The organism is Sinomicrobium kalidii (assembly GCF_021183825.1).
GTDB lineage: Bacteria > Bacteroidota > Bacteroidia > Flavobacteriales > Flavobacteriaceae > Sinomicrobium > Sinomicrobium kalidii.
This window is the reverse complement of the sequence record NZ_CP089211.1, coordinates 3666022-3680054: the sequence shown is the minus strand read 5'-3', so window position 1 is coordinate 3680054 and position 14033 is coordinate 3666022. Positions and strand designations below refer to the sequence as shown.

At 44.8% G+C, this 14033-nt stretch carries 11 protein-coding genes; 8 read left to right on the top strand and 3 right to left on the bottom strand.

The window, feature by feature from the left end; translation table 11 throughout:
- Positions 1-10: 10 nt before the first annotated feature.
- The 5 genes from ftsH (at position 11) to LS482_RS14840 (ending at position 4465) form a co-directional block, all read left to right on the top strand.
- Positions 11-1948: an ATP-dependent zinc metalloprotease FtsH gene (gene ftsH / locus LS482_RS14860; RefSeq protein ID WP_233028309.1), complete on the top strand. Its 1938-nt coding sequence runs from the start codon at positions 11-13 to the stop codon at positions 1946-1948.
- Positions 1949-2113: 165 nt separating this feature from the next.
- Positions 2114-2722 (top strand): LUD domain-containing protein, encoded by a 609-nt coding sequence (locus LS482_RS14855; RefSeq protein ID WP_233028308.1) that lies wholly within the window; start codon positions 2114-2116, stop codon positions 2720-2722.
- A gap of 1 nt (position 2723) precedes the next feature.
- Complete coding sequence (locus LS482_RS14850; RefSeq protein WP_233028307.1) at positions 2724-3536, top strand: phosphatidate cytidylyltransferase; 813 nt, start codon at positions 2724-2726, stop codon at positions 3534-3536.
- Positions 3526-4176 carry a phosphatidylserine decarboxylase family protein gene (locus LS482_RS14845; RefSeq protein ID WP_233028306.1) on the top strand — a complete coding sequence of 217 codons (651 nt, stop codon included), beginning with the start codon at positions 3526-3528 and terminating at the stop codon, positions 4174-4176. Before LS482_RS14850 ends, LS482_RS14845 begins: the two co-directional genes overlap by 11 nt.
- A 25-nt stretch (positions 4177-4201) precedes the next feature.
- Complete coding sequence (locus tag LS482_RS14840; protein WP_233031836.1) at positions 4202-4465, top strand: acyl-CoA-binding protein; 264 nt, start codon at positions 4202-4204, stop codon at positions 4463-4465.
- 621 nt (positions 4466-5086) lie between these two features.
- Here the strand turns inward: LS482_RS14840 and LS482_RS14835 are convergent.
- Positions 5087-6382, bottom strand: a complete 1296-nt coding sequence (locus LS482_RS14835) for an OmpA family protein (RefSeq protein WP_233028305.1) — start codon at positions 6380-6382, stop codon at positions 5087-5089.
- Positions 6383-6649: 267 nt separating this feature from the next.
- The gene (locus tag LS482_RS14830) at positions 6650-9286 is read right to left on the bottom strand and encodes a valine--tRNA ligase (RefSeq protein ID WP_233028304.1); all 2637 of its coding nucleotides are present in this window, start codon (positions 9284-9286) and stop codon (positions 6650-6652) included.
- 227 nt (positions 9287-9513) lie between these two features.
- Here LS482_RS14830 and LS482_RS14825 point away from each other — a divergent pair, with 227 nt between their 5' ends.
- Positions 9514-9900: a DUF1573 domain-containing protein gene (locus LS482_RS14825; protein ID WP_233028303.1), complete on the top strand. Its 387-nt coding sequence runs from the start codon at positions 9514-9516 to the stop codon at positions 9898-9900.
- A 94-nt stretch (positions 9901-9994) separates the two neighbouring features.
- Here LS482_RS14825 and LS482_RS14820 read toward each other — a convergent pair whose 3' ends face one another.
- A complete protein-coding gene (locus tag LS482_RS14820) occupies positions 9995-11299 on the bottom strand; it encodes a pepsin/retropepsin-like aspartic protease family protein (protein WP_233028302.1) in 1305 nt (434 codons plus the stop codon).
- 264 nt (positions 11300-11563) lie between these two features.
- Between LS482_RS14820 and LS482_RS14815 the strand changes: the two genes are divergently transcribed.
- Both LS482_RS14815 and murB read left to right on the top strand, forming a co-directional pair.
- A complete protein-coding gene (locus tag LS482_RS14815) occupies positions 11564-12757 on the top strand; it encodes a pyridoxal phosphate-dependent aminotransferase (RefSeq protein ID WP_233028301.1) in 1194 nt (397 codons plus the stop codon).
- A 10-nt stretch (positions 12758-12767) separates the two neighbouring features.
- Positions 12768-13802 (top strand): UDP-N-acetylmuramate dehydrogenase, encoded by a 1035-nt coding sequence (gene murB / locus LS482_RS14810; RefSeq protein WP_302849311.1) that lies wholly within the window; start codon positions 12768-12770, stop codon positions 13800-13802.
- The last annotated feature ends 231 nt before the right edge of the window (positions 13803-14033 follow it).

Below are 14033 nucleotides of genomic sequence, written 5' to 3'. Positions count from 1 at the left end.
CGAATAATTAATGGCAAAAGACAACCCAAATAACAAAAAACCGAAATTCAGTTCTTACTGGATTTATGCAATCATTTTGTTTGTAATTATCGGAGTAAACCTGTTTTCCGGTGGCAACACCTGGCAAAAGCTTACTCCGACCACGCCTTCCGAATTACAGGATTTCCTTAAAAACGGTGATGTGGAAAAGATACTGATCATCACCAATACAAGACAGGCTAAGGTTTTCCTTACCAAAGACGCACTCAGTAAGGAAGATCACAAAGATGCGGAAGACAATTCGCTCTTCCCTTCCTCCGGTTCGTCTCCGCAATATGAAGTAAAGTTCGGGGATCTGCAGAATTTTGAGAACGAAATCAAAAAGACCATAAGCGACAATAACCTTCAGACCGTTATCGGTTATGACCAGGAATCGAACCTGTTCGGGGATTTTATTATCACCCTGCTGCCGTTTATCCTTATTATCGGCATCTGGATATTCCTGATGCGCAGAATGGCCGGCGGAGGTGCCGGGGGTGCCGGGGGACAGATATTCAACATAGGAAAGTCCAAGGCCCGGCTCTTTGACGAAAAGACAGAGACCAAAGTAACGTTCAAGGACGTAGCCGGACTGGAAGGTGCAAAAGAGGAAGTACAGGAAATTGTAGAATTCCTGAAAAACCCGGACAAATACACCTCACTGGGAGGAAAGATCCCTAAAGGTGCCTTGCTCGTAGGTTCACCGGGTACCGGGAAAACCCTGCTGGCCAAAGCCGTTGCGGGAGAGGCCAAAGTGCCGTTCTTTTCCCTTTCCGGATCAGACTTTGTGGAAATGTTCGTAGGTGTTGGTGCCTCCAGGGTGCGGGACCTGTTCAAACAAGCCAAGGACAAATCACCTGCCATTATATTTATCGATGAGATCGATGCCATAGGCAGGGCCCGGGGAAAAAGCAACTTTACAGGCTCCAACGATGAACGTGAGAACACACTGAACCAGTTGCTTACCGAAATGGACGGTTTTGACACCAATACCAATGTCATTGTCCTCGCCGCTACGAACCGTGCGGATGTTCTTGACAAAGCCCTGATGCGGGCCGGAAGGTTTGACCGGCAGATCTTCGTAGACCTCCCGGACATCAGGGAACGAAAGGAAATATTTGAAGTCCACCTGAAACCGATAAAAACGTCGGAAGCACTGGACCTTGAATTCCTGGCCAAACAAACACCCGGGTTTTCCGGTGCCGATATAGCTAACGTATGTAACGAAGCCGCCCTGATCGCCGCGAGGAATGGCAAAAAAGCAGTGGACAAACAGGACTTCCTGGATGCTGTAGACCGTATTATCGGTGGTCTGGAGAAGAAAAACAAGATCATTACCCCGGAAGAGAAGAAAACCATAGCCTTCCACGAAGCAGGACACGCCACCGTAAGCTGGATGCTGGAACACGCTGCTCCGTTGGTAAAAGTAACTATCGTCCCCAGGGGGCAATCGCTGGGAGCTGCGTGGTATCTCCCCGAAGAACGGCTTATTGTACGTCCGGAGCAGATGCTCGACGAAATGTGTGCCGCCCTGGGCGGAAGAGCTGCTGAAAAAGTGATGTTCGGCAAGATATCGACAGGGGCCCTCAGCGACCTGGAAAAAGTGACCAAACAGGCCAAGGCCATGGTCACGATCTACGGATTGAACGACAAGATAGGAAACCTCACCTACTATGATTCCAGCTCACAGAATGAATACGGTTTTACCAAGCCTTACAGTGAGGAAACTGCCATTGTTATAGACAAAGAAATTTCCAACATCATAGAAACGCAATATGCACGGGCGGTAAAACTGCTTTCGGAACATAAAGGTGAACTTACGGAACTGGCAGAACACCTGCTGGAAAAAGAAGTGATTTTCAAGGACGACCTGGAAAGGATCTTCGGGAAGCGTCCCTTCGAAAAAGAAGAAGAGGTAGCGGAGAAATAACTCCGCAGCCTCTTTCCTGTTTTTCCGCAATACCGATCTCCTTGCAGGCACAATTCTGCAAATAAATTGTAATCGCCGTAAATAACAGGGATAAGCAACAATTTCTAAAAGAATATTTTTAACTTTACATAAAAATAAAACATACTTTTTCCCGTTGAACATTGAATGAAGCTATTTAAGAAGATTTTAGACATTATAAACAAGCCGCAGCCTGCTGAAGATCCCATTGAGGAAAGGGGCAAGTTTATGCCTAATATCGATCTTCCGGTAGATGAAAAATTCACCATAAATTTTAAAAAGAACGGAGGGAAATTCATTTATTGTGATTCTATAGAAGAAATTTACGATAGTTTCCGGAGTATTCTCACGGAAAATAACTGGACCAACAAGAAGATATTTTGCATAAACCCCAAACTCAAAGAAAAATTTGAAAAACTCGGTGGTGATTTTTCCACCAGCCTGCGCGGAAGCAGTTCTTTCATTACTACCTGCGAGAACCTCGTAGCCGACAACGGAGCAATACTGGTAAGTTCTAACCAGATCGGAGAACTCAAACTCCAGGAACTCCCTGATAATCTGATACTTTTTGCCACAACCAGTCAGCTGGTCAACACCATCGGTGAAGGATTGAGGGGGATTAAAAATAAGAATAAAAACCAGATCCCCACCAACATCACTACAATAAAACACTTCAATACGCAGGGAGAAAAGAACTTTCTTAACTACGGAAGTAACACAAAAAACCTATATTTGCTCCTCCTGGAAGATTTATAGAATGAAAGACCTCCTTACGCGTTCCATTACGGGAATCCTTTATGTTTTCCTGTTGTTGTCGGCAGTGTTTTTAAGCAGTGATGCTTTTGATTTCCTGTTCCTTTCTTTCGGGTTGATATGCATATACGAGTTCAAAAAACTCATCAAACTGAGCGGATATTATATTTTTATAGCATTCCTGCTGGTTTGGTGGTTATTTGTTCACCTCGTACAGGGGGAGGCAGCAGTTTTTTTCCTGCTCTTGTTAACGCTGATTATAAACCTCTTTCTTATTGCCCTTTTGTTTTCCGGAAAGAAACTGAAGATACAGCGCAACTTGCACAAGTTTATAATTACGTTGTTTTATATAGGGGCGGGCTGTATTTTTCTCACCATGATCCCCTACCACAATCACAACACCCCCTTTGCCAAATTTATAATTATTGGTATTTTTATATTGGTATGGGTTAACGATTCGTTTGCCTACCTCGTGGGCAGAAGCATGGGCAGAACCAAATTACTGGCCAGCGTATCGCCAAATAAAACCGTAGAAGGATTTATAGGCGGGTTGATCTTCTCCCTGATCGCGGCTTATATTATTGCCATGTATAACCACGACCTGGGCACGACAGAATGGATGATCCTGGCTCTTGTCATCGTTGTTGCGGGAAGTCTGGGAGACCTTATCGAATCCAAGTTTAAACGGCTGGCAGGTGTAAAGGACAGCGGGGCCATACTGCCGGGACACGGAGGCCTTCTGGACCGGCTGGACAGTCTTATATTTCTCGCGCCTTTTACTTATCTGACTTTACAACTTTTTATATATGTTTCATAAAGAAGGACATAAAATCATAATCATCACCTTTCTGCTGGTCGTAGCGGTGGCATTAGGTGCGGAATACCTCATTCCCATACCGTGGTTGCAGGTTTGTATACAAATCCCGGCACTTATTCTTCTGATACTTATCCTGCAGTTTTTCAGAAACCCGAAAAGACATACGCCACATAACGACGATCATATTATTGCGCCTGTTGACGGTAAGGTAGTCGTGATCGAAGAAGTCTACGAAAAAGAATACTTTAAAGACAAGCGCATTCAGGTATCCATCTTTATGTCTCCGGTAAACGTGCATGTCACACGATATCCCCTGGGCGGAGAAGTTGTTTACAGCAAATATCACCCCGGAAAGTATCTGGTAGCATGGCACCCGAAATCTTCCGAAGACAATGAAAGGACAACAGTGGTGGTTAAAAACAAGGTATGGGGCGAAGTGCTTTACAAACAAATTGCAGGGGCAATGGCCAGACGTATTGTAAACTATGCCAAACCGGGAGCACAGGCCACCCAGGGAGCAGATTCGGGCTTTATCAAGTTCGGATCCCGGGTAGACCTTTTATTGCCTCTTAACACAAAAATAAAGGTCAACCTCCATCAACAGGTTAAGGGAGGAATTGATGTCATTGCAGAAAAATAACAAAGTATTGCAACACTTAGGTAAGATGACCGAAGAAGCGTTAAACAAGGCTTTTGAAGAGGCTGTAGAGCTCGTAAACCAATATACGGATCCTTTACCCGCCGACTTCCTGTTACGCCTTTATGCCTATTATAAAATAGCTAATAAGAACTACGACAATCCGGGCAGCCGAAAGCCTCTTATCAATGCATTTAAAGCCAATGCCCTCTTTCAGGCCAGAAACATAGATGAAAGGGAGGCCAAGGAAAAATATGTAGCGCTGGTAAATTCCTATCTCAAGAACGAATAAAAAGTACTTCTGCATCTAAAAGCCGCAGGGAATTTCGCCCTGAATAACCGTGAGGATAAGAAAGGATCATATAAAGGCCTTCATATTCCATACAACCGCACACAGCAAAAGGAACCGTCAGGGCATTATTCCTGCAATTTAACTTCAATCCTTATCCTTTACTACTTACTAAGGATCACGCTCAAATGTTATGGACTATGCAAAAATTATTGTAACCTGTAACGTATAATAATAACGTGAATAATGGACAAGTTCCAGGTTACAGCTTGCTTTCACTGTCACCAGAGCATTTTAAAGACCATAAAGATTTTCAACATAGCTGAAATCCCGGTAAAACAATATCTGACTAACTTCCTGTACCATCTGACGATTTAATAACTGCATCTTATAATCATAGGTCTTACATCTCCTATCCAACTCCACCCCACAACCTTATGATCTTGATTCTTACCAAGAGACACGAATAGCGCTCTTCGTTCCGCTCCACCTTTTTGAATATACAATACAATGAATCTGTAAAGACATCCTCATATCAAACTATTATAAAAAACAAGAAGCCCCCGGTAAAAAAATACCGAGGGCTCACTTTGATTAATTATTCTTGAGATAGATCCTGTTCTGTTACTTCAATTTGAAGGTAACTCTTCTTACGATCTGACGAGCATTTGCAGAACCTTTGTCTACACTTGAATCTACACCCATACCTTGGTAAGAAAGTCTTGATTCTCCAACTCCGGAAGCAACCAGTATATCATATACAGCTTTCGCTCTTCTTTCAGAGAGTGAAGTATTGTACTGACTTTCGCCTCCGATCTCATCCGCATATCCGAGCAGTTCGGCTTTTGCAGAAGGATTCTCGTTCATATACTTGATCAGGTAGTTGATAGCGTCGAAAGAGTATACTGCAGGTTTGCTGCTCGCAAATCCGAAGTAAACATTTACATAGCCGTCTTCGATCAGTTTTTTAACCGGATCTCCACCGCCACCTATACCGTCAAGGCTTTCTTTGGAAGCGTAACGCATATCAAGTGAGTTTTCCAGATCATCCGGAATACCGTTTTCGTTCAGGTCATTGGCTTTACCATATCGGTCAACAGAAACTCCTGTAGGTGTATTGGGCTCCTGGTCCAGGTAATCCGGCACACCGTCTCTGTCGGTATCCTGAAGCATTCCTTCGATGTCGTCTACACGCACCGCAAGGTTATTAAGCGCTTCGTTATCTCTCAGGTACCAGTCAGCATGTTGCTTTGCTTTTCCGAGGTAGAAAGAAACACCTACAGTAGCATTGAACATAATACCGTCAAAACCACGGGTAGAGGTTTTCTTGCTACCGTCAAAAGTCCAGTCCTGACGGCTGTGTGCCAATGTTGTAAAATCAGCGTTAAGCACAACACGATCACTGAGTTTTACCTGTCCGGTAAGACCGGCAATCCAGTTCATCATCTGGTCATGATCGTCAGAGATCGGTCCCTGATCGGGACGCAGTTGTGAATAACCTGCACCGGCATGCCCCAGAAGGTTAAAAGTTCTGGTCCATGTTTCCCAGTTCATGATCCTACCCAGGTTGGCAACACCTTGTAAGCTTGCCCTGTAATACTTGGTATCAAAATCGTTGGAATCTTCGTCACCTTCGAACTTGTCGTACCCTACGTCAAGTTTCAAACCGAATTTTTCATTGAACATATATCGTGCTCCAAGATCCAGGTGGAGAAAATCGGGAGTGTTGGTATAATATCCCGAAGCAAGTGGTCGCATCGGCTTATTAACCCCTCCGTTGACTTCAATTGACCATTTATTAAAATTGTCCTGAGCCATGGCGTCTGTAGTACCCGAGTCTTCGGTAGTATTCATCTCCTGCGCAGTAATGCCGGTAGCAAATAATCCTACAAACAGTGATGTAAACATTAATTTTTTCATAATCATAATCAAGTGTTTAGTAAAAAAATTTTCTTAAATATTGTTTCCTAAATATACGAATGTTAATGCGAATGTAATACAGTTTTCTCAAAATTTAATAACTTTTTTCATCTTTTTTTGACATCCTGCCCCTTATTTAAATTGGTTAAAAATGAAAAAACAAAAATAAAAACCTATATATCAGTAAGTTAAAAATGAAAAAGCATCAAGAATCGAAATTCGCAAAGTATAATACAAGTAAACATGCGATGAGGGAGTTTTCCTATTTTATCCCTGTAAATTCGACAAACTTTCCTCAATAGTCCTGATCTTGGCCAGGGCGTCCGCTTCCTTCTGCCTTTCCAGCGCTACCACCTTTTCAGGGGCATTGTTCACAAAACGTTCATTGGACAACTTGGCTTTCACCGATTTCAAGAAGCCTTCTGTATAGGACAGTTCCTCTTTCAGCTTTTTGATTTCGCTTTCCACATCCACAGATCCGCTGACCGGAATATAATATTCATATGCCCCGACACGGAAGGACACACTACCGTCCGTTTTTTCCTTGCCATAGTGTATCCCGGTAATATTCCCCAGTTTGCGAATCACGGTGTCCAGACCGCTGATACTCTCCTCCGTTTCCGCTGTGTAGAGCTCCAGCCCTTCCTTGAACGATATATTCTTGTCTTTTCTGACCGTACGGATACCCGATATTACTTCAGTAACCAGTGAAAAACTGTCGAGAAGTGACTCATCCGGCTCTCCGGGCTCCGGCCATCGGGCAATCACCAGGGCCTCTTCCGGAGTGCGGTCTTCCATATGCTGCCATATTTCCTCGGTAAGAAAAGGCATAAAAGGATGCAGTATCTTGAGGTTTGCTTCAAACAGTTCTATCGTCTTCTCGTAGGTTTCCCTGCTTATGGCCATCCCATAGGCCGGTTTTACCATTTCCAGGTACCAGGAGCAGAAATCATCCCAGATAAGTTTATAGGTAGCCATAAGCGCATCAGAAATACGATACCTGGCATAATGGTCTTCTATCTCAGTCAGCACCCGACTTAATTTCGATCGGTACCAGTCTGTTGCAATTTCCGAAATTTTCTCGGGTCTGGCCGTATCCGAAACTTCCCATCCCTTAACCAGGCGGAAAGCATTCCATATTTTGTTGGCAAACCCTTTACCCTGCTGGCAAAGCGCCTCGTCAAAAAGGAGATCATTCCCCGCGGCTGCACTCAGTAGCAATCCAACCCGAACCCCATCCGCTCCGTAATCGGAAATCAGTTTAAGGGCATCGGGGGAATTGCCCAGTGATTTGGACATCTTTCTCCGCTGACTGTCGCGCACCAATCCGGTGAGGTAAACATTGGTAAATGGTTTTTCGTCACGGTATTCGTAGCCCGCGATAATCATCCGGGCCACCCAGAAAAACAGGATATCCGGCCCTGTTACCAGGTCATTCGTAGGATAATAATATTGTATCTCTTTGTTTTCCGGTTCCAGCACCCCTCCAAAAACACTTATGGGCCACAACCAGGAAGAGAACCACGTATCCAGCACATCCGGGTCCTGTGTCAGGTCGGCAGGGGAAAGTGATGTGTTCCCCGATTTTTCCCGGGCAAGTTCCAGTGCCGTTGCCTCATCTTCCGCAACCACGAAGTCTTCTTTTCCCGCTCCGTAGTAATACGCAGGCACCTGCTGTCCCCACCACAATTGTCTCGAAATGTTCCAGTCCCTTATATTTTCCATCCAGCGACGGTAAGTATTCTCAAACTTTTTGGGGAACAACCGGATTTCATCATCTTCAAGCACTGCTTTCAAAGCAGGTTTTACAAGTGCTTCCATTTTGAGAAACCACTGGTCGGAAAGGCGCGGTTCTATTACGGCCCTGGTCCGTTCGGAAGTCCCTACCTTGTTCACGTGTGTCTCGGTCCTTACCAGATATCCTTTTTCTTCGAGCTCACGGGTGATTTCCTTTCGCACAACAAAACGGTCCTTACCTTCGTAGTGCAGGCCATAATGATTAAGCGTGGCATCATCATTAAAAATATCCACAACTTCGAGTTTGTGCTTGTCTCCCAGGTTTTTGTCATTTACATCATGAGCCGGTGTCACCTTAAGGCACCCCGTACCGAACTCCATATCCACATATTCATCCTCTATGATCGGGATTTCCCGGTTGCATACGGGCACTATGGCCTTTTTGCCTTTCAGGTGGCTGTAGCGTTCGTCATTCGGGTTAATACAAATGGCTGTATCCCCCAAAATGGTTTCGGGCCGCGTCGTTGCGATTATCACCTTTTCGTCCGTTCCTTTTATGGGATAAGCCAGATAATACAGCAGTCCCTGCCTTTCTTCATGGATAACCTCTTCATCAGACAGCGTGGTCTTTGCCTCCGGGTCCCAGTTCACCATACGATACCCTCTGTAAATCAGTCCTTTGTTAAACAAGTCTACAAAAACCTTGATTACCGAAGCTGACATATCGTCATCCATCGTAAACTTTGTTCGTTCCCAATCACAGGAAGCACCGAGTTTTTTTAACTGTTCCAAAATGATACCGCCGTGCTCCCTGGTCCATTCCCAGGCCTGTTCCAGAAATTCTTCCCTGCTGATATCGGATTTCTTAATTCCCTTTTCCTTCAGTTTTGCCACCACTTTGGCTTCTGTGGCTATCGAGGCATGGTCCGTTCCCGGTACCCAGCACGCATTATATCCCTTGAGGCGTGCCCGGCGTATTAAAACATCCTGTATGGTATTGTTGAGCATATGGCCCATGTGTAATACACCCGTGACATTCGGAGGAGGAATGACAATGGTATAAGGCTCCCGGTCGTCCGGTTCGGAATGAAAATAACGGTTCTCTGTCCAGTAATTATACCACTTGCCTTCTGCTTTAGCGGCATCGTATCTTGATGGAATATTCATGTTTTGGAACGATTTTTGACTTTGATTGGGCAAAAGTAGTTATATCTGTAAGATTATAAAAGCCCGGCAGACAAAGAAAACAACTGTAAAAGGGTTCGGTCTTGCAGGGAAAAACAGACATGTAATTTTGCAGAAGTGGAAAAAGTGTTTAATTTTAGCGCTTGTTACAAACTTAAAAAGTTACAAAAACAGGTTGTTTTTTATAAGCAACCACAAATTTAAAACTTATGAAAAAGTTAGCAATCTTTCTGTTTGTGAGTACGTTTGCCCTGGCCGTACACGCACAAGAAAAAGTAGCGAAAATCGATTTTAAGGAAGACACCATAGACTACGGGGAAATCGCAAAAGGAAGTGATGGCCTGCGTGTATTTGAATTTACCAATACCGGAAATGCCCCTCTGGTCATTTCCAACGTTTCCAGTTCCTGCGGATGTACGGTCCCGAAATGGACTTCAGAGCCTGTACAACCCGGTAAAAAAGGAACCATTGAGGTAAAGTATAACACACAAAGGGTAGGTCCTATCCGGAAAACCGTAACCGTATCTTCCAATGCAGATACGCCTACGGTAGCCCTGAAGATTAAAGGTAAGGTACTCGGAGACAGCAGTAAATAATTGATCTCTGAAAAAACGAATGTTTTGGAAAGCTCCCCGCTTCGGGGGGCTTTCTCACTTTATATCAGGCACTTTTCTTCCCTGACGTTTCGTTTTACAATACCTTTTTGAGCTCAAAGTGAAATTCCATGTTTTTCCCTTTCCTTTCCACCTCAAGCCGTATCCTTTTTCCGGGTTTGACATTGAGCATTTCGGTGACTTCATGCAGGGAACGCCGGAATGTAGCCTTTCCGTTTACCGATAATATGACATCTCCTTTTTGTAATCCGGCCAGGCAGGCCGGGCTTCCTTCCCTGATCTCTGCAATTTCGAATGCCGGATGCAACGAATATTTAAAAAACCTGTTCAATTGTATCTTCACTCCTTCACTCGGGGCGTCCTCACTCCTCCCCCTTCTTATGTTCGACTCCAGTTCCCTGACCACCCGGATACCGTTGTGCTGGAGTTCAATACCGCTCATATTGTATTTAAAAGGAGCCTTGAAATACCGGTTACGCCGGAGCGTTATCTTCCCTTCACTATAATCAAACGCAATATTAAACCGTTTCAGCACTTCCGCTCCGAGGCTGCCGTCCCTTTCATTGAGATTCTGCAGGTGTTGTATGGAAATGGAATCCGGAAAGGCCACTTTGGCCTCTTCCAGCTCAAACTGGCCTATACTCAACTTATCCACTCTTGCCCTGTTTCCGTAAATACTGCCGCTCAGCCCCCTGCCCAGAAAATCCGCAAAGTGGTTTTCGGGTGTGACCAGTCCTTCTTCTTCCTTTTTAAACAACCACAGGGCATCACTGCTCCCCGAATCAATAAGCAATTTAACATCTACGTCCTTTCTTCCGTTCAGGTCCACCGCAGCCCTGAGATAGGGTTTGTTATGAATAAGATCGAGCTGAAACGTCTGGCACCTGCGGCATGTTCTGTGTTTATACGTTCCGGGCCTGTAAAATTTTATTTTTTTTCTCGAATAATTGATCTCCACAACAAAATCCCGAAAGAGCTCAAAACCTATAATACCGTGTATGGGAACTCCGAGACGGGGGGCGAAATTGATATCCTGGTCGAGGATCAGGTATATATCCTCATTATAATTCACTATATCCTTTTTAATCCGGAACACATTATTGTTCGCCTTATAGGCTTTTATGGGCTCTCCGCCTCCCAGTCCCCTTATATAAATGGCTTCCGTATTCTTTAATTTCAGCGAATCGGCAGAGGTAAGGTCAAACAATATCGGTTTGTTCACCCCGGTGTCCAGTATAAAAGACAATTCCACCCCGTTGATCTCTACCGGCAGTACGATCAGATTGCTGATAAGTTTAAACCTCACCGAACGATAGTCCCTGGAAGACGAGAGGTTAAAATAAGATTGTGCCGGCGAAGAAACACAAAAAAACAATGTCAAAAAAACAGCCGGAATTATGTTTTTGATAATATTTCCCCTAAAAAAATGCATAATACTAATATACGTATAAGTTTTGTCTTATGATAACGTATTAAGAGACTATTAAATATTGAAGATGAATAATTATTCATTCAGAATAGCAGGTAATATACAGGCGGCTCAAAATTATTTCGCAAATTTGCATTGCCGCCTTCCGGTAAAATGAGGAAGGTGAAAATTTTTGTATTCAGATAGTATTAAAGGATTTAAAATAACAAGAACACTATGCCAGTAATCTCCGATAAAGGCAGGCAGATGCCGGAATCACCCATACGGAAATTGGTGCCTTATGCCGAAGAAGCCAAGAAAAACGGTCGTAAAGTCTATCACCTCAATATCGGCCAGCCCGATATCAAGACCCCTAAAGTAGCTCTGGATGCCGTAAAAAACAACAATTTAGAGATTCTGGAATATGCCAGGAGCGAAGGCTCGGAACAATACCGGGAAAAGATCGCTGCATATTACAACAGTAAGGGAATGGATGTCAGCGGCAAAGATATTATTGTCACTACCGGAGGTTCCGAAGCCCTGTTGTTTGCCCTGGGGACCGTTGCCGACTACGGAGATGAGATCATCATTCCCGAACCTTTTTATGCCAATTACAACGGTTTTGCCACGGCATCGGGCGTAAAAGTGGTTCCCGTGGTATCTTCCATAGAAAATAATTTCGCCCTTCCACCCATAGAAGCGTTTGAAAAGCTCATAAGCCCGAAAACCCGGGCCATTCTTATCTGTAACCCCGGAAACCCAACGGGATACCTTTATTCCGAAGAAGAGATCCGGAAACTGGCCGACCTGGTGAAAAAACACAATCTTTTCCTCCTGGCAGACGAGGTCTACCGGGAATTTGCCTATGACGATGTGGAACACTATTCCATAATGCGTGAAGAAGGGATAGAAGAACACGCCATCATGATAGATTCGGTTTCCAAGCGTTACAGCATGTGCGGGGCGCGGATCGGATGTCTGGTATCACGGAACAGGGAAGTGATTACTACAGTATTGAAATTTGCCCAGGCAAGACTGTCGTCCCCGACCTACGCCCAAATAGCCAGTGAAGCCGCACTGGAAACCCCGCAAAGTTATTTTGACGAGGTCAGCAAGGAATACGTTTCAAGAAGAAACCTCCTGGTCAGCGAACTGGAAAAGATAGATGGTGTACGGGTGGCCAAACCCAAAGGGGCGTTTTACTGTATTGCCGAACTCCCTGTGAAAAACACCGACGATTTTGCCCGGTGGCTGCTGGAAAGCTTTGAGGTAAACAACGAAACCGTTATGGTCGCCCCCGCCGCAGGGTTTTATTCCACCCCGGGAATGGGCACCAACCAGGTACGCATTGCCTATGTCCTGAAAAAAGAGGACCTCATCACCGCAGTGAACATCCTGAAAGAAGCACTGAAAGTGTATCCGGACAACTAAACGCAATGCATTGACCCAACGCAAAACAATATTGGACATTCAGCACAACATATCGCTCAAAAAGTACAATACTTTCGGCATTGATGTAAAAGCCAGGTACTTCACTTCCGTTTCAACTACCGAAGAACTCCTGGAAGTACTCCGGGAACCTGCGTATCCGGACAAGCTTATCCTCGGTGGCGGAAGCAATATCCTGCTTACCGGCGATATCAATGCCCTGGTAATCCACATGGGCATCAAGGGGATCTCGGTGATACGTGAAGATGAAAACCACGTGTTTGTTCGGGTCGGTGCCGGTGAAAACTGGCACGAATTTGTGCTGTGGACCCTCGGGAAAGGCTACGGGGGACTGGAAAATCTTTCCCTGATTCCCGGCAATGCGGGCACGGCGCCCATTCAGAATATCGGGGCTTACGGTGTGGAATTAAAAGATGTTTTTACCGCTTGTGAAGCTGTAGAGGTCTCTTCAGGGAACATAAAAGAGTTTACCCTGCAGGATTGTGATTTTGGTTACCGGGACTCGGTATTCAAGAGGGAAGCGAAAGGAAAATACATCATAACCAATGTTACTGTCCGCCTTACCAAAAACAAACACAGCATACATACCGGTTACGGGGCCATTCGTTCCCGCCTGGACGAACTGGGAATCGAACACCCTTCCATCCGGGATGTCTCTGATGCCGTAATCTCCATCCGGCAAAGCAAACTTCCCGACCCCGAAAAGATCGGTAATTCCGGCAGTTTCTTTAAAAACCCCGTTATTTCCACGCATGATTTCGAAAAACTGAAACTTCAACATCCTGAAATCCCCAGTTATCCCGTTTCCGGCAGTGAAGTAAAAATCCCGGCCGGATGGCTCATAGAACAGTGCGGATTTAAGGGCAAACGTTTCGGGGAGGCAGGTATACATGCCAAACAGGCCCTTGTGCTGGTAAACTACGGAAACGCTACGGGAAAAGAAATCTGGCAACTGGCACAGGATATCCGGAAAACCGTACGGGAAAAGTTCGGCATCTCCATAGAACCGGAAGTAAATGTACTTTAACCGATAAAAAAATCTCGCCGGAACACAGATCCCGGCGAGATTCTCCACTGGTACGACTAACCCTAATCCATACCAGCACATGTAAAACCATAGCTCAATCAAATAATTCCCTTGCGGTAAGATTTCTTGAGCGTACCTTTACGATAAGCAGCAAAAAATGTCTTCACCGGGGCGCAGACTATCTCATAATTTTAATAACTTTGGATAGCCCCATTTTTGTATATACGATAT

Coding starts and splice junctions, on each gene's coding strand:
- ftsH (WP_233028309.1), top strand. CDS start 11: ATGGCAAAAGACAACCCAAATAACAAAAAACCGAAATTCAGTTCTTAC.
- LS482_RS14845 (WP_233028306.1), top strand. CDS start 3,526: ATGTTTCATAAAGAAGGACATAAAATCATAATCATCACCTTTCTGCTG.
- LS482_RS14855 (WP_233028308.1), top strand. CDS start 2,114: ATGAAGCTATTTAAGAAGATTTTAGACATTATAAACAAGCCGCAGCCT.
- LS482_RS14815 (WP_233028301.1), top strand. CDS start 11,564: ATGCCAGTAATCTCCGATAAAGGCAGGCAGATGCCGGAATCACCCATA.
- LS482_RS14850 (WP_233028307.1), top strand. CDS start 2,724: ATGAAAGACCTCCTTACGCGTTCCATTACGGGAATCCTTTATGTTTTC.
- LS482_RS14830 (WP_233028304.1), bottom strand. CDS start 9,286: ATGAATATTCCATCAAGATACGATGCCGCTAAAGCAGAAGGCAAGTGG.
- LS482_RS14840 (WP_233031836.1), top strand. CDS start 4,202: ATGACCGAAGAAGCGTTAAACAAGGCTTTTGAAGAGGCTGTAGAGCTC.
- LS482_RS14825 (WP_233028303.1), top strand. CDS start 9,514: ATGAAAAAGTTAGCAATCTTTCTGTTTGTGAGTACGTTTGCCCTGGCC.
- LS482_RS14835 (WP_233028305.1), bottom strand. CDS start 6,382: ATGAAAAAATTAATGTTTACATCACTGTTTGTAGGATTATTTGCTACC.